20 protein-coding genes are annotated in these 25880 nt (G+C 63.3%); 12 read left to right on the forward strand and 8 right to left on the reverse strand.

Features of this window, described 5'->3' with window-relative positions:
* Positions 1-20: 20 nt before the first annotated feature.
* A complete protein-coding gene (locus tag AC5ZG1_RS08695) occupies positions 21-857 on the reverse strand; it encodes an alpha/beta fold hydrolase (RefSeq protein WP_456643068.1) in 837 nt (278 codons plus the stop codon).
* 405 nt (positions 858-1262) lie between these two features.
* Here AC5ZG1_RS08695 and AC5ZG1_RS08700 point away from each other — a divergent pair, with 405 nt between their 5' ends.
* Together AC5ZG1_RS08700 and AC5ZG1_RS08705 are read left to right on the forward strand one after the other, a co-directional pair.
* Complete coding sequence (locus AC5ZG1_RS08700) at positions 1263-2603, forward strand: MFS transporter (RefSeq protein ID WP_130228951.1); 1341 nt, start codon at positions 1263-1265, stop codon at positions 2601-2603.
* 22 nt (positions 2604-2625) lie between these two features.
* Positions 2626-3000: an SPW repeat protein gene (locus AC5ZG1_RS08705; RefSeq protein ID WP_496132608.1), complete on the forward strand. Its 375-nt coding sequence runs from the start codon at positions 2626-2628 to the stop codon at positions 2998-3000.
* Between the two features lie 256 nt (positions 3001-3256).
* On the opposite strand, the gene AC5ZG1_RS08710 is transcribed toward AC5ZG1_RS08705, so the two are convergent.
* The 3 genes from AC5ZG1_RS08710 to galE all read right to left on the reverse strand — a co-directional run bounded on the left by AC5ZG1_RS08710 (position 3257) and on the right by galE (position 6931).
* The gene (locus tag AC5ZG1_RS08710) at positions 3257-3958 is read right to left on the reverse strand and encodes a fumarylacetoacetate hydrolase family protein (RefSeq protein WP_496132609.1); all 702 of its coding nucleotides are present in this window, start codon (positions 3956-3958) and stop codon (positions 3257-3259) included.
* A 29-nt stretch (positions 3959-3987) separates the two neighbouring features.
* A complete protein-coding gene (locus tag AC5ZG1_RS08715) occupies positions 3988-5796 on the reverse strand; it encodes an ABC transporter ATP-binding protein (protein WP_496132610.1) in 1809 nt (602 codons plus the stop codon).
* Positions 5797-5917: 121 nt separating this feature from the next.
* Positions 5918-6931: a UDP-glucose 4-epimerase GalE gene (gene galE, locus AC5ZG1_RS08720; protein ID WP_496132611.1), complete on the reverse strand. Its 1014-nt coding sequence runs from the start codon at positions 6929-6931 to the stop codon at positions 5918-5920.
* A gap of 128 nt (positions 6932-7059) precedes the next feature.
* Here galE and AC5ZG1_RS08725 point away from each other — a divergent pair, with 128 nt between their 5' ends.
* Positions 7060-8106, forward strand: coding sequence for a glycosyltransferase family 4 protein (locus AC5ZG1_RS08725; protein WP_496132612.1), 1047 nt, complete (start codon positions 7060-7062; stop codon positions 8104-8106).
* Here AC5ZG1_RS08725 and waaF read toward each other — a convergent pair.
* Positions 8088-9149, reverse strand: a complete 1062-nt coding sequence (waaF, locus tag AC5ZG1_RS08730) for a lipopolysaccharide heptosyltransferase II (RefSeq protein WP_496132613.1) — start codon at positions 9147-9149, stop codon at positions 8088-8090. The two genes, AC5ZG1_RS08725 and waaF, sit on opposite strands and share 19 nt — an antisense overlap.
* Before the next feature lie 154 nt (positions 9150-9303).
* Here waaF and rfaD point away from each other — a divergent pair, with 154 nt between their 5' ends.
* The 7 genes from rfaD (at position 9304) to AC5ZG1_RS08765 (ending at position 18979) form a co-directional block, all read left to right on the forward strand.
* Positions 9304-10284 (forward strand): ADP-glyceromanno-heptose 6-epimerase, encoded by a 981-nt coding sequence (rfaD, locus tag AC5ZG1_RS08735; RefSeq protein ID WP_496132614.1) that lies wholly within the window; start codon positions 9304-9306, stop codon positions 10282-10284.
* 15 nt (positions 10285-10299) lie between these two features.
* Positions 10300-11772 carry a D-glycero-beta-D-manno-heptose-7-phosphate kinase gene (rfaE1, locus tag AC5ZG1_RS08740; protein ID WP_496132615.1) on the forward strand — a complete coding sequence of 491 codons (1473 nt, stop codon included), beginning with the start codon at positions 10300-10302 and terminating at the stop codon, positions 11770-11772.
* Entirely contained in the window at positions 11769-13073 is a 1305-nt protein-coding gene (locus AC5ZG1_RS08745; protein ID WP_496132616.1) for an O-antigen ligase family protein, read from the forward strand. Before rfaE1 ends, AC5ZG1_RS08745 begins: the two co-directional genes overlap by 4 nt.
* Positions 13074-13155: 82 nt before the next feature.
* On the forward strand, positions 13156-15069 hold the full coding sequence (locus tag AC5ZG1_RS08750) for a polysaccharide biosynthesis protein (protein ID WP_463327726.1): 1914 nt from the start codon (positions 13156-13158) through the stop codon (positions 15067-15069).
* Between the two features lie 26 nt (positions 15070-15095).
* Entirely contained in the window at positions 15096-16316 is a 1221-nt protein-coding gene (locus AC5ZG1_RS08755) for a glycosyltransferase family 4 protein (protein WP_496132617.1), read from the forward strand.
* A complete protein-coding gene (locus tag AC5ZG1_RS08760; protein WP_456643058.1) occupies positions 16313-17263 on the forward strand; it encodes an NAD-dependent epimerase/dehydratase family protein in 951 nt (316 codons plus the stop codon). Before AC5ZG1_RS08755 ends, AC5ZG1_RS08760 begins: the two co-directional genes overlap by 4 nt.
* A gap of 396 nt (positions 17264-17659) precedes the next feature.
* A complete protein-coding gene (locus AC5ZG1_RS08765; protein ID WP_496132618.1) occupies positions 17660-18979 on the forward strand; it encodes an MFS transporter in 1320 nt (439 codons plus the stop codon).
* A gap of 65 nt (positions 18980-19044) precedes the next feature.
* Here AC5ZG1_RS08765 and AC5ZG1_RS08770 read toward each other — a convergent pair whose 3' ends face one another.
* The 3 genes from AC5ZG1_RS08770 to AC5ZG1_RS08780 all read right to left on the reverse strand — a co-directional run bounded on the left by AC5ZG1_RS08770 (position 19045) and on the right by AC5ZG1_RS08780 (position 22748).
* On the reverse strand, positions 19045-20550 hold the full coding sequence (locus tag AC5ZG1_RS08770) for a class I adenylate-forming enzyme family protein (protein ID WP_496132619.1): 1506 nt from the start codon (positions 20548-20550) through the stop codon (positions 19045-19047).
* 204 nt (positions 20551-20754) lie between these two features.
* Positions 20755-21771: an MraY family glycosyltransferase gene (locus AC5ZG1_RS08775; RefSeq protein ID WP_496132620.1), complete on the reverse strand. Its 1017-nt coding sequence runs from the start codon at positions 21769-21771 to the stop codon at positions 20755-20757.
* The gene (locus tag AC5ZG1_RS08780; RefSeq protein ID WP_464346446.1) at positions 21768-22748 is read right to left on the reverse strand and encodes a lysylphosphatidylglycerol synthase transmembrane domain-containing protein; all 981 of its coding nucleotides are present in this window, start codon (positions 22746-22748) and stop codon (positions 21768-21770) included. Before AC5ZG1_RS08780 ends, AC5ZG1_RS08775 begins: the two co-directional genes overlap by 4 nt.
* 437 nt (positions 22749-23185) lie before the next feature.
* Between AC5ZG1_RS08780 and AC5ZG1_RS08785 the strand changes: the two genes are divergently transcribed.
* Both AC5ZG1_RS08785 and AC5ZG1_RS08790 read left to right on the forward strand, forming a co-directional pair.
* Positions 23186-24595, forward strand: coding sequence for a mannose-1-phosphate guanylyltransferase/mannose-6-phosphate isomerase (locus tag AC5ZG1_RS08785; RefSeq protein ID WP_496132621.1), 1410 nt, complete (start codon positions 23186-23188; stop codon positions 24593-24595).
* A 260-nt stretch (positions 24596-24855) separates the two neighbouring features.
* Positions 24856-25872: a Gfo/Idh/MocA family protein gene (locus AC5ZG1_RS08790; RefSeq protein WP_130229692.1), complete on the forward strand. Its 1017-nt coding sequence runs from the start codon at positions 24856-24858 to the stop codon at positions 25870-25872.
* Positions 25873-25880 lie beyond the last annotated feature (8 nt).

The following is a 25880-nucleotide window of genomic DNA, read 5'->3' on the forward strand; positions in this document are numbered from 1 at the left end:
GGTCCTTTCCGGATCATGCTCTAGGGAAGCGCTGCAGCGGCGTTGACAACAAGCGGACTGTCGGTCGGCGCAGGCGCCAGTTCGCTGCTGCTGCCCTTGGTGAGAAACTCGTCGAGCGTGGCCTGGATCCTGTGCTTGACGGAATAAGGTCCACGGTCGCACATGTCAGTGTGCCGGAATTGCGTATTGATGATATCGATAACTTGCTTCTTGGCCTGTTCGGGAGCCGGCAACACGCCGGGATCGGTCTTGAAGTTGGGATCTTTCGAGCGGAACGACAGGATCTTAAGTCTGTGGTCAAGCACGAAGGGGACGCGCAAATTGTCCAGCGTGATCACCTTTGACACCAGTTCGGGATGTTGCTTGGCGTAGTACATGGCGATATCGCCGCCGTTTGAATGGCCCACGAGGGTCAGATGATCGTAGACGGCATTGGGCTCAAGCGCCTTCAGCTTCGCGAGCACAAAGCCGATGTTGGCTTCGCCCTTTTTGTAGACGCCAATCCTGCCCACATAGGGTAGTCCGACCCTCGTCATCAGCGGAGGGTCGGATGGAATATCCTGCTGGATGCTGGCGACCAGATATCCATCCGCGGCCAGCACGTTTTCCAGGAACGAATATTCGGTGTTCTTGACCGTGTTGCCGTTGCTGATGATCGCGACCGGAAGCTTCCAGATTCCGGCATTGGCCTTCATCTCGTAATCCGCACGCACGGCAAGATCGACCGGCACCAGCCGTTGTCGGGTCTGATCATAGAGGCTCAAGCTTTCGTGCCGAATTCCCCACTTGCTCACGCCAAAGTAGGCGGCGCCGGAAAGGGCGCAGAGACAGGCGAAAACGACAATTCCTCGCTTCATTGCCTCCATCCCGTCGTTCTTTTTTCGGTATTAACTCGCTGAATGGGTGACGGAAAAGGCTCTAAGTCCTGCGGCCATATTAAATTTCTGTCAGCTTCTTGCCGTGCGCGGGCATCGCTGCGCCCCGCGCAGGAATGAAGCGGCGCGATGCTTGCGAGGATACAAGCGGCTATGTTCGCCTTCGGTCCAACCGATCCGCTTAAGGTCTAGCTGTCGCCCCCAGCTCCCGTAGAAGACGGCGGATTACGCTGCGCTAATCCGCCCTAAGATCCTTGCTCCGCTGGACTAAAGTTCTAGCCTCTATTTCCTGGTCGGATGGAACTTTCGGCGCGTCATATCGTTTTGCGATTAAACGACCCAACAAAGTGAAATTTGCCAGGGGGCTTGTCCGAGGGAGATGCTCCCATGGCAACGCTCGGTCTCGACGCCACCCAACTGACTCCATCCGAGCATCAGCGCCAGCTTCGGCGCGCCGTCATCGCCTCCACGATTGGGACCGCGATCGAATGGTATGATTTCTTCCTTTACAGCACCGTCACCGGGCTGGTTTTCGCAAAGCTGTTCTTCCCGCACTCCGACCCCTGGGTCGGCACGCTGGAGGCATTTGCCATTTATGCTGTCGGCTTCGTCGCGCGGCCGATCGGTGCTGCGATCTTCGGGCATTATGGCGACCGCATCGGCCGCAAAGCGACGCTGATCGCGACGCTGCTCCTGATGGGACTGGCGACCGCGGCGGTGGCCGTGGTGCCGACCTATGAGCGCGTCGGCATCTGGGGTGCGGTGATCCTGACGGTGCTGCGCTTCATCCAGGGCGTCGGTGTCGGCGGCGAATGGGGCGGCTCGGTGCTGATGTCGATGGAATGGGCGCGCGACAACCACTCCCGCGGGTTCATCGCGTCATGGCCGCAATTCGGCGTTCCGTGCGGCCTGTTCCTCGCCAATCTTGCCGTTCTGGCGTTCAGCCAGATGGCTGGGGACCAGTTTCTCGCCTGGGGCTGGCGGCTTCCGTTTGCGCTCAGCCTCATCCTGGTCGTCGTCGGTCTCTACATCAGGCTCGGCATTCTGGAAACGCCGGTGTTCAGCAAACTGCAGGCCGAGCAAAAGCTCGACCGCACGCCGATGCTGACGGTGATCAAGGAGTATCCGAAGGAAATCCTGCTGTCCGCCTTCGCGCGCATGGCCGAGCAGGCGCCGTTCTACATCTTCACCGCCTTCGTCTTTTCCTACGGCATTGCCACGCTGCACGTCTCGCGCGACTTCCTGCTCACTGCGGTGCTCACGGCTTCGGTGCTGTCGTTCGTCTCGATCCCGCTGTTCGGGCATCTGTCTGACCGGATCGGCCGCAAGAACATGTATATGATCGGTGCCGTCGTGACCGGCATCTTCGGCTTTATCTACTTCGCGATGCTCAACACGGGATCTTTGACGATCATCTTCCTCGCGATCGTCCTGTCGCTGATCCCGCACGACATGATGTACGGGCCGCAGGCCGCGCTGATCGCCGAGAGCTTTACCGGGCGCCTGCGCTACAGCGGTTCATCGCTCGGCTACCAGCTCGCGTCGGTGATCGCCGGCGGTCCGGCGCCCCTGATCGCGGCCTGGCTGTTCGGCATGTACCAGTCGGCGACCGCAATCGCGATCTACATCGCGATCTGCGCCGTCATCACCCTGGTCGCGACTGCGCTGATGACCGACTACACCGGAAAGGACATCAACGCGGCCGACGCACACGACCGGCGGGCATAAGGCAGCAAATGGAGGAAAGGGCATGTTGAAATGGCGGAATGAATCGGCGCTCGATCTCTACAATCTGGCGGCAGCGATCTTCCTGCTTGCGGCACCGTGGATGTTTGTCCGTGGCAACCCGATGGCGGCAATCGATCTGCGGGCAAGCGGCGCGGCGATCGCGATCCTGTCGCTAGCGGCGATCATTGCATTTTCCGCTTGGGAAGAATGGGTCAACCTGCTCGTCGGGGGCTGGCTGATCGTGTCGCCCTGGCTGCTCGGCTTCGCGCACACCCGCGCAATGCATTTCAGCATCATCGCCGGCGCCGTGGTGATGTTCATGTCGCTGCTTGAGCTGTGGCTGGAATACGAGAAGACGCATCCCGGCCCGGGCGCGTCGGAGGAGTCCGAGAGCTAGTAGGCGATTCCGGTCGTAGCCCGGGCGGAGCGCCAGCGTACCCGGGGCCGCTCTCGATGCGGGCGCAAAAGTCCCGGGTTGCGATTCGCTCCACCCGGGCTACGAAGCTTAGCAATAACGGGGCAGTCATTCCGGGGCGATGCGCAGCATCGAGCCCGGAATCCATTTCTCCGCCGTCACCTGCCGCTTGATGGATTCCGGGTTCGCGCTGCGCGCGCCCCGGAATGACGGCGGTTGGCGTGGTGAGGGCGGAGCATTACTCCGGCTGGCCGATCGAGACCTTCAGCGTGCCGACGCCGTCGACGCCGCATTCGATTTGATCGCCGGGCTGGAGCTGGGAGACGCCGGCTGGTGTTCCCGTCATGATGAGGTCGCCGGCGGCGAGCTTCACCTGCTGGGAGAGCTGCCAGATGATTTCGGGCACGTTCCAGATCAGTTCGGTGAGGTCGCCCTTCTGGGTTTCCTTGCCGTTGACGGTGAGCCAGATCCTGCCCTTTGACGGATGGCCGATCTTGGAGGCGGGCTGCAGCGCAGAGCAGGGCGCCGAATAGTCGAAGGACTTTCCGATCTCCCAGGGACGTTCCTTCTTGCGCGAGGCGATCTGCAGATCGCGGCGGGTGAGATCGATGCCGACCGCGTAGCCATAGACATGGTCCAGCGCCTTGTCGGCGGGAATGTTGAGGCCGCCGCTCTTCATTGCGACCACCAGTTCGACCTCGTGGTGCAAGTCCTTGGTCAGCGGCGGGTAGGGGATGGTAGCACCGTCAGGCACCAGCATGTCGGCGTGCTTGGCGAAGAAGAAGGGCGGCGCGCGCTCGTCATTGCCCATCTCCCTGATGTGTTCGAGGTAGTTGCGCCCGACGCACCAGATGCGGCGGACGGGGAAGGATTTCGTCTCGCCGACGACGGGGAGCGAAGGCTGCGGCGGGGCGGGGATGACGTAGTCTGTGGCGGTCATGAAGCGCTCTCGTTCTCGATGTGGGATGGTTAGCCGGTGGCGCTGATCGGGGCCAGCGTGAGCGGGCGGGTGTCGTAGTGCTGCAGGCGGAAGAAGGAGGCGTAGCGGCCGCCGCGGCGGAGCAGTTCGTCATGGCGACCGCGCTCGACGATCTGGCCGCCCTCGACCACCAGGATCGCGTCCGCATGCATGATGGTGTGCAGCCGATGCGCGATCACGATCGTGGTGCGGTTCTGGCAGAGATGCTCGATCGCCTCCTGCACCTGCTTTTCGGATTCGGAATCAAGCGCGGCGGTCGCTTCATCAAGCAGGATGATCGGCGCGTTCTTGATCAGCGCGCGCGCCACCGCGATGCGCTGGCGCTGCCCGCCGGACAACTGCGTGCCGAGCTCGCCGACCGGGGTGTCGTAGCCGAGCGGGAAGCTGGTGATGAAGTCGTGCGCACAGGCCGCCTTGGCCGCGTCCACGATCTCATCTTCGGTGGCGCCGGGCTTGCCGAAGGCGATGTTGTTGCGGATGGTGTCGCGGAACAGATAGACGTCCTGGCCGACATAGGCGGTCTGCTGGCGCAGCGAGCGCCGCGACACCGAAGAGATCGATTGGCCGTCGATCAGGATGTCGCCCTCGCTCGCTTCATAGAAGCGAAGCAGCAGCGCCAGCACTGTGGACTTGCCGCCGCCGGAGGGGCCGACCAGCGCGGTGACCTTGCCGGGCTCGGCGACAAAGCTCATGTGGCTCAGCACCGGCGCGTCGGCGCGATAGGCAAAGCCGACATCGCGCAGCTCAATCCGCGCTTCGGTCAGCCTCAAGGCCGGCTTGTCGTCGTCGGAGCGTTCGCTCGCGGGGCTATCCACGACTTCGAGCAGCATCCGCGCGCCGACCAACTGGCTGTTGAGATCGATGTTGAGCCGCGACAGCCGTTTTGCCGGCTCGGTTGCCATCAGGAAAGCGGTCATGAAGGAGAAGAACGCGCCGGGGGTCGCGTTGAGCGCGACCACGCTGTAGCCGCCATAGAGCAGGCAGCCGGCCACTGCGAAGCCGCCGAGCATCTCCATCAGCGGGTTCGAGCGGTTGGCAACCCGCGCCATCTTGTTGGCGTTGCGCTCGACGGCCGTGATGTTCGCGTCGATGCGCTGCTTCATCGTCTCTTCCAGCGTGAACGCCTTCACGGTGCGGATGCCCTGCAGCGATTCCTGCATGGTCTCGAGGATGTCGGCGGTGCCGGTGAACTGGTTGTAGGCGAGGCCCTTGATGCGCTTCACCAGCTTGCGCAGGATCAGCATCGCCGGCGGCACCACCACGAGGCCAATGAACGACAGCACCGGATCCTGGAACACCATCACGCCGATCATGGCGATCAACGTCAACAGATCGCGCCCGATCGCGTTGATCAGCATGTTGAGGACGTCGGTGATGGATTTGGCGCCGGCAGTCAGCCGGGCCAGGAATTCCGACGAATGCCGTTCGGAGAAGAAGCCGATGCTTTCGCTCATCAGCTTGGCGAATAACTGGCGCTGATTGTTGGCCAGGATGGCGTTGCTGATTTTCGCCAGGATCACGGAGTGGCCGTAGGTCGCCACGCCCTTGATGAACAACAGAATGACGGTCACGCCGGAGAGACGCGCGATGCCGGCAATGTCCCTGTCGATATAGGCCTGGTTGATCACCTGACCCAGGATATAGGCGGCGCCGGCGGTGGCGCCGGCCGATATTGCCATCAGGACGAACGCTTGCAGATAGCGCCGCCAATAGATGAGCCCCTGCTCGGCGATCAGACGGCGAATCAGGATCGCCGCCCCATAGGGGTCGTCGGTTATCTTTCTTGGAGGCTCGGTCATCCGCGTTCCCTTGACGCCGCGTTGTTCGGAAGCGGGCGCGCGTCAGCGTCAGGCGAACGAGTCCTTGCCTGCGAAACAGATGTTTTTCAAGCCATATTCAGGCCAAATAACGGCTTGATTTTCAGGCCGATTCCGCCTCCTGGAGCGGGCCCCCGCGCTCCAGGAACAGCTTTTGCTCCCAGGCTAGCGCATGCGCCGCGATGGTCTCGAGATCGTCGTATTTCGGCGTCCAGTCCAGGAGCGTGCGGATGCGGCTGGTGTCGGCGACCATGGTCATGATGTCGCCGGGACGGCGCGGCGCAACCGACACAGCGAAATTGCGCATGGAGACGCGGCGCACCGCCTCGATCGTCTCCAATACCGAATAGCCGCGGCCATAGCCGCAATTCAGCGTGACCGAACCTCCGCCAGCACGCAAATAAGACAGCGCGGCGTGATGCGCCTCGACGAGATCGGTGACATGGATGAAGTCGCGGATGCAAGTACCGTCCGGCGTCGGATAGTCGCTGCCGAACACGTCGACCTTGGCGCGCTGGCCGGTGGCGGCCTCGACCGCGATCTTGAGCAGATGCGTCGCGCCGATGGTGGAAAGCCCGATGCGGCCCAGCGGGTCGGCGCCGGCGACGTTGAAATAGCGCAGCACGACGTAACTCATGCCGTAGGCAGTCGCCACATCATGCAGCATGATCTCCGTCATCAGCTTCGACATGCCGTAGGGCGACAGCGGCCGCGTCGGCGCGGTTTCCGGCACCGGCACCTCTTCGGGATTGCCATAGACGGCGGCGGTGGACGAGAAGATGAAGCGGCTGACGCCGGACTTGACCGCGGCGTTCAACAGGCTCTGTGTGGTCATCGTGTTGTTGCGGTAGTAGCCGAGCGGATCGCGCATCGATTCCGGAACCACCACCGAGCCGGCGAAATGGATGATGCTCTCGACGCCGTGCTGGGCGATCACGCCCTCGACGAGATTTTCGTCGCCGGCATCGCCGATGAACAGCGGCACGCCTTCGGGCAACAGGGCGGAGAAGCCGGTCGAGAGGTTGTCGACCACCACGACGCTTGCGCCGGCATCGACCAGCGCGCGCACCATGTGACTTCCGATATAGCCGGCGCCGCCGGTGACGAGCACGGTCATGACTTCACCTCTCCCCGCTATTTTCCCGGGATGTTAGCGGGGGCGCGATGAAGAGGGGGTTTCGTGGCCTCAGAACTGGCTCCTATGCTTAATGTTGCGTATACGAACTCCTGCAAAGGGGGACTTACGTGCCGATCGAGAACAATCCGGCCGCTGAGCTGCAACTGATCGTGCCGAATCTGCACAGGCGCTATTCGGGCGTGACTGCGACCAACCGCATGGTCGCACCGAAGCTTGCGAAGATGTTCCGCGCCGCATGGCTCGGCTCGCATGCGCCCGAGGGCATCGCGCGCATGGACTTCGCTGACCTCTTGAAACTTTGGCGCCGCCCTGCGCCGCTGATCTGGCACGCGCGGCGCAATGACGAGATGATCGTGGGCGTGCTGCTGCGCGCGCTCGGCTGGCCGTTGAAGCTCGTGTTCACGTCCGCCGCGCAACGCCACCACACTTGGCTGACTCGCTGGCTGATCCGGCAGATGGATGCGGTGATCGCGACGAGCGCGTTGTCTGCGTCCTTCCTCAAGCGCGAGGCGACGGTGGTGATGCATGGCGTCGACACCGAACGTTACGCGCCGCCAGCCGACCGCGCGGCGGCGTTCGCCGAAAGTGGCCTGCCCGGGCGCTACGCGATCGGCTGCTTCGGCCGCGTGCGCGCGCAGAAGGGCAGCGACGTCTTTGTCGAGGCGATGTGCCGGCTGTTGCCGCGCTATCCGGATTTTTCGGCGGTGCTGGTCGGCGCCGTGGTGCCGGAGCAGCAGGGGTTTGCGAACGGGCTGAAGCAGCGGATCGAGGCTGCGGGGTTGACGTCGCGGATCAGGATATCAGGTGAAGTCCCGATCGAGGAGGTCGAGCGCTGGTATCAGCGATTGACCATCTACGCTTTCACCTCGCGCAACGAGGGCTTTGGGTTGACGCTGATCGAAGCGATGTCATCAGGCGCGGCGCTGGTGGCGGCGCGCGCGGGCGCGGCCGAATTCGTGGTCGAGGATGGCATCACCGGCGTGCTGGTGCCGCCGGGGGATGTCGATGCGCTCTGTACGGCGCTCGAGCCGTTGATGCGCGATCCGGCGGCTGCGGCTGCGATGGGAGAGCGGGCGCGGGCCCGCGTGGTGGGAAAATTCAGTCTCGACGCCGAGGCGAACGGGATCGCCGCGGTCTATCGCGTGCTCGCCTGAGCCAGCACGCGCTCGGCGATATCGGCCACGTCAGAGGCCGGAATATCGCGCATGCAGCGGTGGTCGTTCATGGTGCAGACCGGGCGATGGCAAGGCTGACACGGCACGTGCGTCTTGGTCACCACGGTGGCCGCCAGACCGTTGAGCGGAGCCCAGTGGTAAGGGCTAGTGGGGCCGAAAATGCCCATGGTCGGGGTGCCGAGCGCGGCTGCGACATGCATCAGGCCGGAATCGTTCGAAATCGCGACGCTCGCCGCGGCCATCGCCAGGATACCGTTGCGCAAGTCCGTGCCGGTGAGGTCGCGGACACCGGCGCCGCCGGCGGCGACGATCTCCGTGGCTAGCGCCTTCTCGCCGGGGCCTCCGACCACCCAGACGTCGAAACCGCGCGCGGCCAGCAGCCGTGCAGCCTCGCCGTAATAAGTCCAGCGTTTGCCCGAGCCGACCGAGCCGGGCGCCAGCGCGATCGCGGGACCGCGGCTCAACCCGTTGGCTTGCCGCCAGCGCTCGGTTTCCTCCGTGGGAACCCGCAATTGCGGCACCGGCCATTCGGGCGGAAATTTCGCGCCCACGGGCAAAGCGAGCGCCGACATCTGGTCGACCATGCGATCCAGCTTCTTCTCGCCCCAGCGCATGTGGTTGATGAGGCCGAACCTCGCCTCGCCGCAAAAGCCGACGCGCTCCGGGATGCCGGCCAGCGTCGGCGCGATCGCCGATTTCCAGGTGCGGAGCATGACCAGGGCGGTGTGATAGCCGCGGGCGCGAAGTTCCCCTGCCAGGCCGAACTGTTTTGCCACCGCCAGGCGGCCGCGCGGCAAATCCCAGACCACCTTGCCGCGGACACCCGGCATGTAGTCGACCAGAGGCGCGCAGAGCGAGGTTGTGAGCATGTCGACCGGACGATTTGGCCAGCGCTGTTTCAGCACCCGCACGACGGTATGGCCGCGGACGAAATCGCCGATCCACATATAGGGGATGATCAGGATCGGGCGGGTATCGCCGGCGTCCTCGACCTCAATGCCTTCTATTGAATCAATATTCATATCTTCTGTACGGGAACCCGGCGCTTTTGCGGCCTCGTCGGTAGCCGCTCTCCATCCGGAGGTAAAGTCAGCCGCATTTCATCCACCGCGCAAGTTGCCTGCGCCGTCGGACTGGGGCAAAGCTGGCGCCGCACAAATCAGGGCAGGGATCGGCATGTTGCTGGTGACCGGCGGGGCCGGTTTTATCGGGTCGAATGTCGTGGCCGCGTTGAATGACGCCGGCCGCACGGACGTCGTCGTGTGCGACGCGCTTGGCCATGACGGCAAGTGGCGCAATTTGGCAAAACGCCAGCTTACCGATGTCGTGCCGCCATCGGAGCTTTCGGCGTGGCTGTTGGGCCGGCGGCTCGATGCGGTGATCCACCTCGGAGCGATCTCGGAGACGACGGCGACCGACGGCGATCTCGTGATCGAGACCAATTTCCGCCTGTCGCTGCGGCTGCTCGACTGGTGCACGGCGAATGCGACGCCGCTGATCTATGCGTCCTCGGCCGCGACCTATGGCGACGGTGAAGCGGGATTTCGCGACGAGCAGACGGTCGAGGCGCTGAAGAAACTGCGGCCGATGAATCTCTATGGCTGGAGCAAGCATCTGTTCGATCTCGCCGTGGCCGAGCGCGCCGCGCGCGGTGAGAAATTGCCGCCGCAATGGGCGGGCCTGAAATTCTTCAACGTGTTCGGGCCGAACGAATATCACAAGGGTACCATGATGAGCGTGCTGGCGCGGCGCTTCGACGACATCAAGGCAGGCCGCACGGTGCAATTGTTCAAGTCGCATCGCGATGGTATCGCCGACGGCGACCAGCGGCGCGACTTCATCTATGTCGACGATACCGTGCGGGTGATGATGTGGCTGCTCGCCACGCCTTCGGTCAGCGGATTGTTCAATGTCGGAACCGGCACTGCGCGCAGTTTCCGCGACCTGATGCTCTCGGCCTATGCCGCGCTCGGGCTAAAGCCGAACATCGAGTATGTCGACATGCCCGAACAGATCAGGGGCAGCTATCAATATTTCACGCAAGCCGATGTCGATCGCTTGCAGCGTGCGGGCTATAACGGCGGTTTCACGCGGCTCGAGGACGCCGTCGATGCCTACGTGAACGGCTTCCTCGATCGTCCCGACCGCTACCGCTGACGGGCAAGGAAACAGATGCTCGATTTCGAAACCCTGTCGCAGGCGCTTTCCCGTCAGACCGTGCTCTGCATCGGCGACCTGATGCTGGACGAGTTCGTCTATGGCGAGGTGTCGCGGATTTCGCCCGAGGCGCCGGCGCCGGTGATCGCGGTCCAGCGCAGCGAGACCAATGTCGGCGGCGCCGGCAATGTCGCGCGCAACATCGCGTCGCTCGGCGGCCGCTGCATTTTTGTCGGCCTCATCGGCGAGGATGAGCCGGGCGCGAGACTGAAGGCGGCGCTGGCGGCCGAGAGCGGGATCGAAAGCCGGCTGGTGTGCGACAGCGCGCGCCCGACGACGCGGAAGGTGCGCTTCGTCTCCGAGCATTTTTCCACCCACATGCTGCGCGCCGACTGGGAGCAGGCGCAGCCGGCGACAGGCGAGATCGAGCAGCAACTGATCGATACGATCCTCCCCGAGCTCGCCCGTGCCGACATCGTGCTGCTGTCTGACTATGCCAAGGGCGTGCTGACCGCGCGGGTGATCCGCAACACCATCGATGCCGCGCGCAAGCTTGGCAAGCGCGTGATCGTCGATCCTAAGAGCCTCAATCTTGCGATCTATCGCGGCGCGACGCTGCTCACCCCCAACCGCAAGGAATTCGCTGAGGCGACGCGGAGCCGCGCCGATACGCCCGGTGCGATCGCCGAAGCGGCGGAGGACGCGATGCGGCTCGCCGATTGCGAGGCGATGCTGGTGACGCAGGGCGAGCGCGGCATGACTCTGGTGGTGCGTGACAGCGAAACCGTCCACGTGCCGGCGCTGCCGGTGAAGGTTCGCGACGTCTCCGGCGCCGGCGACACGGTTGCGGCTGCACTCGCGCTGTCGCTCGCCGCCAACGCCGATTGGGAGACCGCGTTGCGGGTGGCAAGTGCGGCGGCCGCGGTCGCCGTCGGCAAGACCGGAACCGCGACGGCCACGCCGGCCGAGCTCAGGCGCAAGATCCTGCCGCATGCCTCGCTTGCGGCGGAAGAGAAGATCGTCGCGGCCGGCGGCGATCTCGGCGCCCAGCTCAGCGAATGGCGCCGGCAGGGCCTGCGCGTCGGTTTCACCAATGGCTGTTTCGACATCCTGCATCCTGGCCACGTCAAGGTGTTGACGGCGGCGCGCGGCGCTTGCGATCGACTGATCGTCGGCCTCAACAGCGACGCCTCCGTCCGGCGGCTGAAAGGGCAGGGGCGCCCGGTGCAGGACGAGCGCGCACGTGCCGAAGTGCTGGCGGCGCTGGAGGCGGTCGATCTCGTCGCCATTTTCGAGGAAGACACGCCGATCAACCTGATCACGGCGATAAAGCCGAGCGTGCTGGTCAAGGGCGGCGACTATACCCGCGCGCAGGTGGTCGGCCATGAGATCGTCGAAGCCAATGGCGGCGAGGTGCTGCTGGTCGACATCCTGCCCGGCTTCAGCACGACCTCGCTGGTCGCCCGTGCCCGCGGAGGCAAGGCGTGAGCACGGCGGCGGGCTTTTCTCCCGCAAGCGCGGCGCTGCCGGCCTGGCGCAACCCGGCCGCCTGGACCAAAGCGGCCGACATCGTCGCCGTGCTGCTCGCGCTGTCGCTGCCCTGGTCGACCTCGCTGGTCGGCATCTTCGGCGCAGTGTTCGTGGTCGTGGTCGCACCGACGCTGGATCTGAAGTCGTTCCTGCAATCGCTGAAGCAGCCGATCGTCGCGCTGCCGATCGCACTGTTCGTGCTCGCGGTGGTCGGCATGCTGTGGTCGGACGCGCCCTGGGGTGCGCGCACTTATGCGGTGAGCCCGACGGCCAAGCTCTTGGTGCTGCCGTTCCTGCTCTACCATTTCGAGCGCTCGTCCCGGGGCATGTGGGTGTTCACCGCGTTCCTGATCTCCTGCACGCTCCTGGTGGTGATGTCCTGGCTGGTGGTCCTGCAGCCCAGCCTGTCGTTGAAACCGCCAATCGATGCCGAGCGCGGCATCTTCGTGAAGAACTATATCGACCAGAGCCAGGAGTTCACGCTCTGCGCGGTGGCGCTGGCCTATCCTATCGTCACCCTGCTGCGCGCGAAAAAATTCGCGCTGGCCGGCCTGCTGGTCGCGATTGCGTTGAGCTTCTTCGTCAACATGGCCTTTGTGATCGTCTCGCGGACGGCACTGGTGACGGTGCCCGTGATGTTTGCGGTGTTCGCGTTCCTGCATCTAAAATGGCGCAACATCCTGATGATAGTTGGAGCGGTGGCAGTATTGGCGGCGGTCGCCTGGCAGGCCTCGCCGCAACTGCGCGGGACAGCAGCGAGCTTCAGCAAGGACTATCGGGAATACAAGGAGCAGAACCGGGCGACCTCGATCGGGCTCCGGCTCGAATACTGGCGCAAATCGCTGGGCTTCATCGCCGATGCGCCTTTGATCGGCCATGGTACCGGCTCCACCCGCGGGCTGTTCGCGCAGGTCGCGACCGGGGGGACCGCCGAGGAGCTCAAGGCGACCAGCGATGTGGTTGGCAATCCGCACAACCAGACATTGAATGTTGCCGTGCAATGGGGCATTGTCGGCGTCGTCATTCTCTATGCCATCTGGTTTTGGCATCTCAGACTGTTTCGGGGCGAGGGGCTGGTCAACTGGATCGGGCTCCTGGTGGTCGTGCAGAATATCTTTACCTCGTTGTTCAACTCGCACATCTTCGATTTCCACGAGGGTTGGATGTACGTGCTCGGCGTCGGCGTCGCCGGCGGTATGGTGCTGAAGGCGAAATCGGACGGCGCGGCCGTAAAACCGCCGAGCTCGGTCACGCCATGATCTCTGGCCTGCGCGCTGCATATGGGCTATCAGCAGCCCAGAACGCTGTTGCAAACCTGTTGGTCCTTGGCCCATCCGTCACATGACGCGCTTCTCTCAACTCACGGCACGCAACTTCCTGATCGTGATGCATGACGCGGTCGCGACCGCATTCGCGCTCCTGGCCGCATTCTATCTGCGCTTCGAGGGCGATCTGCTCACGGATCGCCTGCCGCTGTTGCTGCGCATCCTGCCCTGGTTCGTCGTCTTCAGCGTGATCATCTGCTACGTCTTCAATCTCACGACCTCGAAATGGCGTTTCATCTCGCTGCCGGACGCCCTCAACATCCTGCGGGCCTCGGCAGTCCTGACGCTGGCACTGGTCGTGCTCGACTACGTCTTCTTCTTCATCGCGCCGAGCTTCCACGGAACCGTGTTTTTCGGCCGCATCACCATCGTCCTCTATTTCTTCCTCCAGGTATTCTCGCTGGGCGCGCTCCGCTTCGGCTACCGCTATTTCCGCTACTCGCGCACGCGCCACCATGCCCGCACCGAGGATGCTGCGCCGACGCTTCTGGTCGGGCGTGCAGCGGATGCCGAGATCGTGCTGCGCGGGATCGAGAACGGCGCCATCAAGCGGATCTGGCCGGTCGGCGTACTGTCGCCGTCGAATTCCGATCTCGGCCAGCAGATCCGTAACATCCCGGTGCTTGGCAGCGTCGACGATGTCGAAACCGTGATCCGCGAGTTCCAAAGCCGCGAGAAGCCGATCAAGCGGCTGGTGATGACGTCGTCGGCGTTCGAGCCCGACGCGCATCCGGAATCGGTGCTGATGCGGGCAAAGCGGCTGGGCCTGATGGTCAGCCGCCTGCCGTCGCTGGAGGGCGGCGATGCGCCGCGGCTGACCAATGTCGCGGTCGAAGACCTGCTGCTGCGTCCGACCGCGACGATCGACTATGCCCGCCTGGAGGGGCTGGTGAACGGCAAGAGCGTCATCGTCACCGGCGGCGGCGGTTCGATCGGCGCCGAAATCTGCGATCGCGTCGCGACGTTCGGTGCCGCCCGCCTGCTGGTGATCGAGCATTCGGAGCCGGCGCTCTATGCGGTCACCGAGGCGCTCGCGGCGCGCGGGGCCCAGGCGGCGGTGGAAGGCCGCATCGCCGACATTCGCGATCGCGAGCGCATCCTGCGGCTGATGCGTGAATTCAAGCCCGACATCGTGTTCCATGCCGCGGCGCTGAAACACGTGCCGATTCTCGAGCGCGACTGGAGCGAGGGCGTCAAGACCAACATCTTCGGATCGGTGAACGTTGCGGACGCCGCACGCGAAGCCGGCGCCAAGGCGATGGTGATGATCTCCACCGACAAGGCAATCGAGCCGGTCTCGATGCTGGGCCTGACCAAGCGCTTTGCCGAAATGTATTGCCAGGCGCTCGATCACGATCTTGCGGCGCAGTTCGGCGACAAGCCGCATATGCGCCTGATCTCGGTCCGGTTCGGCAATGTGCTGGCGTCGAACGGCTCGGTGGTGCCCAAATTCAAGGCACAGATCGAGGCGGGGGGCCCGGTCACGGTCACGCATCCCGACATGGTGCGTTATTTCATGACCATCCGCGAAGCCTGCGATCTCGTGCTGACTGCGGCCACGCATGCGCTGACGCTGGCGCGACCCGACGTCTCCGTCTACGTTCTCGAAATGGGCCAGCCGGTCAAGATCGTCGAGCTGGCCGAGCGGATGATACGTCTGTCCGGCCTGCAGCCCGGCATCGACGTCGATATCGTCTTCAGCGGGATGCGGCCGGGGGAGAGGCTGAACGAGATCCTGTTCGCGAGTGAGGAGCCGACAGTCGAGATCGGGATTGCCGGAATCATGGCAGCCAGGCCGAACGAGCCGCCGATGGCGACCTTGCGCAAATGGCTGGCTGCGCTGGAAGAGGCGATCGCCAGAGACGATCGCACCACGATCCGCGGCGTGCTGAAGGATGCCGTGCCTGAATTCGGATCGAACGCCGCGTGATCCGCTCCTGATCCGCGAGACCACCGATGCAGAAGCCCGGAAAAGTCGTCGTCGTCAGTCAGCACTATCCGCCGGACCGGAGCACGACCGCCGCGATCATGGCTGCGATAGCGAACCGCCTTGCGAAGGAGGTGGACGTCCTGGTGCTGTCGGGATGGCCGGGCTCGGCGTCGAAATTGGCAGCCGATCGGCCGGTGGTCGAGGAGATCAAGAACTGGATGCCTGGCAAGGCCGCGCTCCTCAAGCGCGCCGCCGCCGAGCTGCTGTTCACCGCGCGTACCTTCTTCGCCGTTGTCAGGCGGCTTGAGCGCGGCGACGTCGCGCTGACGGTGACGGCTCCTTTTGTGCTGCCTTACGCCGTCGCCGCCGCGGCCAGATTGAAGCGCGCCCGGTCGATCCTGATCATGCACGATCTGTTTCCGGAGGTGCTCGTCCTGAGCGGCCTGTTGAAGCCGGGCTCGATCGTCACCAGAGCGATGCGGGCCATGAACGGGCTGATGTTCCGCGCGTTGACCACCGTCGTCATCATCGGCCGCGACAGTGAGAAATTGCTGCTCAGCTATCGCGGCATGACGCGGGACAAGATCGAATTCATTCCGAACTGGACCACCATCGACCCCGCGGTTCGTCCGGTTGCGGCCGACAATGCCTTCCGTCGCGGGCTTGGTGGCCGTTTTGTCGTCGGTCTTTCCGGTAATCTCGGCTTCACCCACGATCCTGTGATCGTGTTCGAGGCGGCGCGCCGGCTGAAGGATGATCCCGGCATTCATTTCCTGCTCTCGGGCTGGGGGCTGGGTTTCGACAAACTGAGATCGATGCAGTCCGAGGCGAAGCTCGCCAATATCACGCTGGTGGACCGCGTTGCGGATGAAGATCTGCAGGATTTCCTGTCGGCGGCGGACCTCTGGCTCATTCCTTATCGAAAGGACGTTGCCGGTGTCTCGGTGCCGAGCCGGTTCTACAATCTGCTTGCGGTGGGGCGGCCCGTCATCCTCATATCCGAGCCGGATGCCGAAGCCGCGCTGACGGTAATGGAGCACGATCTCGGGCGGGTTGTGACGCCGGGCATGCCGGCGCAACTGGCCGAGGCGATTCGTGCAGCATCGCGAACTCCCGATCCGACGCTGCCGGAGCGGGCCGTCGCGGTGGCGAGGAGCTATAGTCCCGAGCGTGCCTTGACAGGATACGCAGCCCTCATTCAGAGACTGATTGGATCGGAAGAGCGGTGTCGGGAGTTACGGTCGTGACTAAAGACCAGCCCGTGGTGTTGGTGACGGGAGCGAGCGGGTTCGTCGGCCGGCATATGTCGCCGGTGCTGGCGCGCAACGGTTGGGTGGTGCGACGTGCCGTCCGCAAGCCGACAGGCGGCGCCGACGAGGTGCCCATCGATTCGATCGGCCCCGTCACGGACTGGCGGGCCGCGCTCGAGGGCGTCGATGCGGTCGTGCATTTGGCGGCGCGCGTGCATCACAGGCGGGAGGAACACACCGTCGAGCTTTATCGCACCGTCAATCTTGAAGGCACGTTGCATCTGGCCCGTTGCGCGGCCGACGCCGGTGTCCGCCACTTCATCTTCGTCAGCACCGTGCTGGTGCACGGCCGAAGCACTGACGGCCGCGCGCCATTCAGCGAGAACGACGTCCTGACCCCGCGCGGCCTCTATGGAATGTCGAAAGCGGCGGCCGAAGCAGGATTGAGGCATTTGGCGCAGGCGAGCCAGATGAAGGTCACGATCATTCGGCCACCATTGATCTACGGGTTCGGCGCCAAAGGTAATCTCGCGTTGCTCGAAAAGGCGATCGGTCTCGGCGTCCCGCTCCCGTTTGCGAACGTGCGCAACCGTCGTGCGTTCGTCTCGGTGGAGAATCTGACATCATTCGTGCTGCATCGGCTTTCTCATCCGGACGGCCAGTTCAACATTTTCCTTGTCGCGGATGACGAGCAGGTGTCGACGCCCGAATTCATCGAGCTCCTCGCGGCCGCAGCAGGCAAACCGGCGCGCCTGTTTTCCATGCCGCGGCTAGTGTTGAGTTCGTTGTTCAGCATCACCGGCCGCAACGAGGCCAATGAGAGCCTGTTCGGCTCGCTCGAACTCGACCTGTCCAAGGTCGCGTCTACCGGCTGGCGGCCGCTCATCGGCCTCAACGAGGGCTTGAAGCGCGCCTTGCGGGGTTTCGACCACCTGATCGATTAACCGACCGTTGAGCACCTTCTCGCCCCGATGGCGATATTTCACGGGCCCGGAAAAAGCTCACAGGCGCGTACGCAAGGCGCGTGCGCTCCTATAGCTCTTTGGCAACCGTTCGCTTGCTGCTGACGGACGAATATTGAACGGGCGGCGCTCCGCCTACCTCCATGATGTTCGTCGTTGGCCATCGCCCATGGGTTGCTCAAAAAAGGCCAGCCAGATCATCAAGAGTGGCCCGCTGCGCAACTACAGCCGTAACGTGATTCCCGTCAGTCGACATAGGGCGGTAACTGACGTGACCGTACTGCTCTTCAGTCACCGAGGGTCAACAGCCGGCATCGCACGCAATCCGATCGGGGGTCGCGTAGGACGTCAGAACGATGTTCGATCGGATACAGGAGGATGGCCTTGCTGGATACGTCAGAGCCGCTGGAATCCGAACAAGGCAAATATCGTGCATTGCTTCTTGCCGCACTTGGCGGTGTTCTGGAGAATTACGACTTCATCGTCTTCGCCCTTTTCGCAAGGGTCCTGGGGCAGCTTTTCTTTCCGCCCGAGATGCCCGAATGGATAGCAGTCGCGCAGACCTTCGGCATTTTTGCCGCCGGCAATTTGGCACGTCCGCTCGGAGCGATCATTCTGGCACATTATGGCGACCTGCTCGGCAGGAAGCGGACCTTCGTTTTCAGCATATCGCTGATGGCCGTTGCCACCTTTGGAATTGCCTTTGCGCCGACCTACGCGAACATCGGCAGCGCGGCGCCGGTCGTGCTGTTGATGCTGAGGATATTGCAGGGCGCTGCATTGGGCGGCGAACTGCCGGGAGCCTGGACCTTCGTGGCCGAACAAGTGGCTGCGCCTCGCATCGGCTTCGCCTGCAGCATGTTGAGCAGTGCGCTTGCGATCGGAAATCTACTGGGAGCGTTGGCTGGCGTCATCGTGAACCGGCTGTACAAACCGGCAGAGGTCCTGGCTTTCGGCTGGCGACTTCCATTCGTGGCTGGCGGCATCATTGCGCTGCTGGCAGTCTATGTGCGTCGCTCGTTGACGGAAACTCCGATCTTTCGCGCCCTGCAAAACAAGGGTGAACTTGCCGCCGAACTGCCGTTGAAGATCGTGCTTCGAAGCTATGGTCGCGGCGTCCTTGCCTCCTCCGCGCTGGCTTCACTCATCGCAGTGACGATCGTCGTCATGTTTGTCATGGTGCCGACGCTGATCCAAACCAGCTACGGCATCGATGCCGATCGGGCGTACGAAGCCGTCAGCCTCGCGACCGCCTGCCTCGCAGTGAGCTGCATCTGCTGCGGCATGCTGGCCGACATGTTGGGCGCCAGCCTTTTTCTGGTCGTGTGCACACCCGTTTTGGCAGCCTCGGTCTATCTGTTCTTTGCGTTGCTGCCGGGACATCCCGAAAGGCTGTTCCCGCTTTATGCGCTGGCCGGCACGTCCGCCGGCGTTCTCGCAGGCATCCCGCCGATGCTCGTGGAAAGCTTCCCTCCCGCCGTGCGATATACCGGTGTCGCGCTCTCATACAATGTCCCCTATGCTGTATTCGGCGGAGTCACGCCGCCGCTCATTGCGTTGGCGCTCCGCGTCGATCCTTTGGCGCACGCGCATGCCGTCCTTCTTGCCTGCGCCGCCGCCTTCCTCATAGGTTCAGCGCGACTGGTCCGCGGCCAAAAACAAAAACCATCAGTGCAACTGGAAGCTTTGCCGCGATGAAAGCGACGGCAATCGGCAAGGAATCGGGATCTCCCGGCAACGAGCGGCTGCGGTTCTCCCATAGATTAACTTGCTGATTGGCCGCTATTGTCTTCGAAAGCCATCGCCTGCAACCTTGTGCGGTCGACCTTGCTCAGGGCGTTGCGTGGAAATGTTTCGAGTACCCTTAAGGCTTCCGGGACCTTGTAGGGCGCAAGCCGCGTCGCGACGTTTTGCAGGATCTCCGCAACGACGGTTTCGCTCGTGCCGGCCACCAGTTTCACGAAGCCAAATATGCGCTGACCTAGCACCGTATCGGGCTTGCCGACTACAACCGCTGCTACGACCGCGGGATGACAGGCAATCAGGGCTTCCTCAATTTCGATCGGCGAAATGTTGGTTCCGCCGCGGATGATGATGTCCTTTTTTCGCGACACGAACCAAAGCTCATTGCCTTCGCCGCGCCGCATCAAGTCGCCACTGTGATACCAACCGTCCTTGAGGCTTTGCGCGGTTGCGATCGGATCGTCCCAATACCTCGTGAAGACGTTAGGACCGCGGATCAGGAGCTCACCAATCTCGCCGTGGAGGACGTCCGCCCCATGATTGTCGACCAGCCGAATCTCCGCCCCCTCGACGATCCGGACAACGGGTCCTGATGCCAGTCCGAACGTGAAGGTTCCGACCGCTTCCGTCGCATTCCAAAGGTTGTAGAGAGGCGCTCCAAGAACCGATGCAGCCTTTTCCTGAATCTCGATTGGACAGGCGTCCGCACCAGTGGTGCAGAACCGCAGCGAAGACAGGTCTCGCGGCCTGGCGAGCTGGGCCTCGATCAGCGCCGCGTATTCGGCAGGAAAGCCGAGCAGACAGGTGCCGCGATAGCGTTCGACATTGTCGAGCACGACATCAGCATCAAAGCTCTCCAGCATGATGAAGGGGGTGCCGAGCCGGACAAGAGCCAGTGAGCGAAAGACGCCGCTGGCATGCGTCATGATCATCGACAATATGACGACATCCTCCGCCAATAAGCTACCATGCTTGCAAACGAGATCCGTCGCTGCCGCCAGCGTGCCCGGCGTATGTGCGACGAATTTGGGATAGCCACTGGTGGTGCCGGATGTATTGATCAGTACAGCAGGCTCGTCGGAAGGGGGCTTCGGGAAATGCACATGCGCTGCCTGTTTCAGGTCATTCCATGGCCGCAGGCCGAGCGCATTGGCGTCTCCATCCACCAGAATACGGCTCGTCCGCGGAAGGATCGCATCGTCGATCGGGGCAACATTCTGATAGAGCGCGGCTTGACCGATATAGAGCGCAGGCTGCAATCGCTGCAGTAGCGGCGCGAGTTCGGCACATTTGAAGGCGGTTCGTAGTGGCGCCGCAATCGCGCCCAGTCTGTAACACGCGTAGTAGCCGACCAGAATTTCGGGGCAATTCATCATGTGAAGCGCGACGCGGTCGCCTGGTTTGACGCCGTTCGCGGCGAGACCTTGTGCGACAGACTCGGCTTCGGCCTCCAGTCGGCTGTAGGTCCACACGTCTTCGTTAAAAACAAAGGCCGTGCTCTCGGGGCGCACACGCGCTTGATGCATCAACGCTTCGGTCGGCGTGAGCGACATGGAAACCGTCTACGAGATGAGTAGGCTGTATTTTATGCTGGCTGGACGGCGTTACTCCGTGATTTCACATTGAGAGAAATGGTTGCATCCGTAAGAAACGCGCTTGGCGACTTCGAAAGATCGTTGATTGACGCGTTTTCTTCGCGTGAACCGGTGTCCGCTTCGATCGAAGACGCTCTATCGTCCCCGTCTGTGCGAAAATCTATAGAGCTGCCACGCCACCGCACTCGCGCCAACGAGCAGCAGAACGAGGCTCGCCGCGGCCGAATCCAATTGGATCGACAACATCGCGAGCAGCGCGAGCGCGACATTGAGCGCGAAGACTTCGCCGACGATGCGCGACACGGAAAATCCATTGTCCGTCGCGCGCTGGTAAAAGTGCGAGCGGTGAGCCGCCCAGAATGGCTCTCCGTTGATCAGCCGGCGCAGCAGCGTGATCGTGGCATCAGCAAGGTAATAGAGCGGCAGCAGCAACGCCGCGGCGACCTGCTGGTGATAGGCGAGCTGGAGCAGGCACCAGCCGAGCAGAAGCCCGATTGGCAGGCTGCCGACGTCGCCGAGGAAGATCTTTGCCACAGGGCGATTGAAGGGAGAGAAGCCGAGCAGCGCGCCGCAGAGCGCCGCCGCCACCAGCGCTGTCGAAGGCGGAACCTGCGCCCAAAAGCCAAGCAGTGCGACTGCCGCCGTGATCGGCACCGCTTCGGCCGCCGTCATCAGGTCGAGCCCGTCCATGAAGTTGACGAGGTTCACGAACCATAGCCCCGCGATCAGCAGCAAGCCGCGCTCGATCCAGAACGGGACGGTCGGTACGATCCTAAGATCGGCGGGCGCGGCGAACACGACCGCAGCCACCGCCAATCCCTGCAGCAACAGGCGCGGCAGCACGGGCACGGGCTTGATGTCATCGGCAAAGCCGACAGCGGCGATGAACAACGTCGCAGCGAAGACCGCAAGGGGGACTTGCAGCGTGCCGTTGCCGCTCAATGCGACGAGCGTGCCTGCCGCGACCAGCGTCGCCACGATCACGGCGATCCCCGCGCCCTGCGGCGTCGGGATTCGATGGGATGAGCGCGCATTCGGCTTGGCGAGCGCCACGCGCAACAGCATCGGCCGCAGCAGCCAAACGAGGAGCGCCGACAATAACGCAGCAAGCGCCGCGGCGACGACCGAAAGCGCGATATCAGCGTTGGTCATTCGATTGGCGAGAGCGATTGTGCGGGGACATCGATCGGCTTGTCCCCTTGTGCTTTCTTTTCCGCGCTAAGAATCCACACCAGTCCGCCAAATGCGCCGACGATGAAGGACACGGCGCCGAACAGCAACGAAACGTTGACGCCCTCGTTGGCCGCCAGCCCGGCGTAGCCGAAGGCGAGACCCATGCTCGCCTCGCGCACGCCCCAGCCGGCAATCGAAATCGGCAGCATGGTGATCAACATCACCGGCGGCACCAGTTGAAAGATCTGGCTGAACAGCAGCGGTGCGGAAATGGACTGCGCCACGCACCAGACGATAACGACGGCCAGAACGTGAACGAGCAGGGAGAGCACCGCGACCTTCGGCCCGCGATCCCAACTGAACAGCACCTTGTTTGCGATAACGGCGCAGGCGTGGATGTGGTGCGTTCCCCACCAGCGCTTCAGCCACGGCCAGTTCAATGCGCCGAGCAGGAGAAAGCCGCCGCCGGCCGCAAGCGCCGCGAAATCGATCAGGAGCAGCGCCGACCGTCCCTGCGGATCGTTGATCAACCGATAGCTCCACGGCAGGCTCGCTACGATCAGCACGGCGAGCGCGATCAGGCCGATGGCGCGGTCGACGAAGATCGAATAGGTCGCCGCGCGCCAGCCGGCGCCCGCGCGCGCGACCAGCCACAGCCGCACCGCATCGCCGCCGATCGACGATGGCAAGGTCTGATTGAAGAAGGTCCCGATCACGTTGAAGCGCATCGCCTGCCGGGTTTCGAGCGGCGCGCCGCATTCGGCGCTGATCTCACGCCATCGCAATACGCCGAGGAAGATCTGCAGGAAGGTCACCGCGATCGCGAGAGCGATCCAGCCCAGGCTTTCGACGCGGATGCGCGCAGCGAGATCATACAGGTTGACCTTGCGGAGCGAGAGGTAAAGCAACGCAGCCGAGATCAATATCTTGATGGTCGAAAGCAGTATCCGGCGCATCTCGTCAGCGCTTGCCAGGTTCGAGAAAGACGTCAAAAACGGCGCAAATCGACGCCGTGCGCCGAATTTGGTGGCCTTGGTATGGGTTTAGGACCGATCTTGCAATAGCCGTTCGATCGCTCTTGCGGCAGCCTCCAACCGGCGGCTAAAGAGGGCCTGAACGGGGACTGCCGGGTTGCCCGGATATTTGGCTTGCATGCTCATAAAGGTTTACGCTGCCCACAAAAACTCATCTGAAGGGACTAACCGGTGTGGTAGCGCTTGCGGGTGGAAAACCCGCCCGCCAAGGGCTGTCATCTACTGCTGGTCGCGTCCGTGACCCCGGGCATTTCGCCGATGTCGACAATGTGAAGGGGATAGGGACATCGGTTCCGGAGGGACGATGAGGACGTTAACTATTGTCGGGCAGCCCGATCATTACAGAATTCGAGGTTAGGATGGACCGAATTATTCCACTGATCATGTGCGGCGGGGCGGGCACGAGGCTGTGGCCGGCGTCGCGCGAGGTCCATCCGAAGCAGTTCCTGCCGTTGTTCGGGACCCGCTCGACCTTTCAGGAGACGCTGCTGAGGGTGTCGGATCCGGCGCTGTTCGAGCGGCCGATCGTGATCACCAACAACGCCTATCGTTTCATGGTGCTGGAGCAACTGGCCGGCATCGGGCGCGAGGCGGACGTGCTGCTGGAGCCGGCGCGGCGCGACTCGGGGCCGGCGATCGCGGCCGGCGCGGCCTTTGCACAAGCGCGCGACAGGGACGCGACCGTGCTGGCCCTCGCCGCCGATCACGTGGTCGGCGACACCGCGGCCTTCGTCGCCGCCTGTCGCGAGGGGCTGGCTGCCGCGAAAGCAGGCCGCATCGTCACCTTCGGCGTCAATCCTGAGCGCCCGGCCACCGAATACGGCTATATCAGCCCCGGCGATACCATTTCGGGACAGGTGCGCGCGGTCGCAAAATTCGTCGAGAAGCCCGACGCCGCAACCGCGGCCGACTACATCACGTCGGGCTATCTCTGGAACAGCGGCAATTTCATGTTCCGCGCCGCCGTGCTGCTCGATGAGTACCGCAATTTCGATACCGCGAGCGTGCAGGCGGTGACCGAGGCGGTGACGAAGACCGAACGCGATCTCGGCTTCGTCAAGCTCGATGCGGATGCGTTCGGAGCGGCGAAGGCGATCTCGATCGATTACGCGGTGATGGAGAAGACCGCGCACGCGGCGGTGGTGCCGGTGTCCTGCGGCTGGTCGGATGTCGGCTCCTGGCACGCGGTGTGGGAATTGTCTGATAAAGACGGGCAGGGCAATGCCGCGCGCGGTGCTGCGGTGTTCGAAGATTCGCGCAACTGCAACGTCGTGACCGACCGCGCGCTGGTCGCGCTCGAGGGCGTCGACGACCTCGTGGTGGTGGCGACGCAGGACGCCATCCTGGTGTCGCGGCAGAAGGACGCCAACGGCCTGAAGCGCCTGGTGGCGAAACTGAAGACGGTGGCGCCCGAGGTCACCGAGAACCACATCAAGGTGCATCGGCCCTGGGGCTCGTACCAGTCGGTCGACAATGGCGAACGCCACCAGGTCAAGCGCATCATCGTCAAGCCGGGCGAGCGGCTGTCGCTGCAGAAGCACCATCACCGTTCCGAACACTGGATCGTGGTCCGTGGTGCTGCGCGCGTCACCGTCAACGAAACGGTGAAGACCGTGCACGAGAACGAGTCGATCTACATCCCGATCGGCGCGGTGCACCGGCTGGAGAACCCCGGCAAGATCCTGCTGGAATTGATCGAGGTGCAGACCGGCAGCTACCTCGGCGAGGACGACATCATCCGCATCGAGGACGACTATCAGCGCACCTGATGATGCGCTGTGCATCGATTTCGTCCCCGATCGCCCGGCGAGACGGTGTAATCTTTTGAATCAAAACGTGTCCGGATTTGCGCGTTGGCATTCGCCACATTTGTGACAGCATGCTATAGCGTGTGCGTGACGATGCTTCGGGGAAAGAAAGCACGTCAGGACAAGGGGATAGGGCTGCGGCCTGATTCGGTGGAATCAGGCTGGTCCGGGGAAGAACGCGCAACCGATGGGCGCCACCAAAAGTCTGTTGGGGTAACCACATGAGTTCCAAAGGGTCGGGGTTGGCCGCAAAAGCCGGGATCAGGCGCGCCTTGCGCGTCGGGGTTATCGGGGCGGGGGTGATGGGCAGCAACCATGCCCGCGTGCTGGCGGGATTGCCCGACGTCACGCTGGTCGGGATCGTCGATCCTCTGGCTGAACATCGCGCGCGCGCCATTGCGCTGGTCGGGTGCCGGGCGTTTGCGACGCTCGATGAGTTGCTCGCCGAAGGCGTCGATGCCGTGACGATCGCGGCCCCGACCCATCTGCATCACGAGATCGCGCTCACCTGTATCGCGCAGAACGTCCATATCCTGGTCGAGAAGCCCGTCGCCTCCACAGTCGAGGAGGGCAACGACATCGTCAACACCGCGCGGCAGGCTGGCGTGACGCTGATGGTCGGACACGTCGAGCGCTTCAACCCGGCGGTGGTCGCGATCAAGCAGGCGATATCGGGCGAAGACATCCTCTCGATCGGCATTACCCGCGTCGGTCCGTTTCCGCCGCGCATGTCCAATGTCGGTGTCGTCATCGATCTGGCCGTGCACGACATCGATCTGATCCGCTGGTTCACCGAGTCTGAAATCGTCGACGTGCAGCCGCAGCTTTCGAGCGCCGTGGCCGAGCGTGAGGACATCGCGCTGTTGCAATTCCGTACCGCCTCGGGCGTGCTTGCGCATATCAACACCAACTGGCTGACGCCGTTCAAGGCGCGCAGCGTCACGGTCGCGACGCGCGGCAAATATGTGATGGGCGATCTCCTGACCCGTCAGGTCACGGAGTGTTTCGGCTTCAAGCCCGACGGCAGCTATTCGATGCGGCATTTGCCTGTCGGCCACGACGAACCGTTGCGCGCCGAATTGATTGCGTTCCTCGACGCGGTGAGGGGCGGGAAGGAGCCGGCGGTATCAGGCAACGAGGGCGTCGCGAGCCTCGAGATCGCGATCAAATGTCTGGAAACGCCGGCCACGCCCGCCGCGACCGTCGCCCGCAAGGCGCCGCGCCGCGTCGCCGGCTGATAGCTTCC

Source organism: Bradyrhizobium sp. Leo78 (assembly GCF_059512425.1).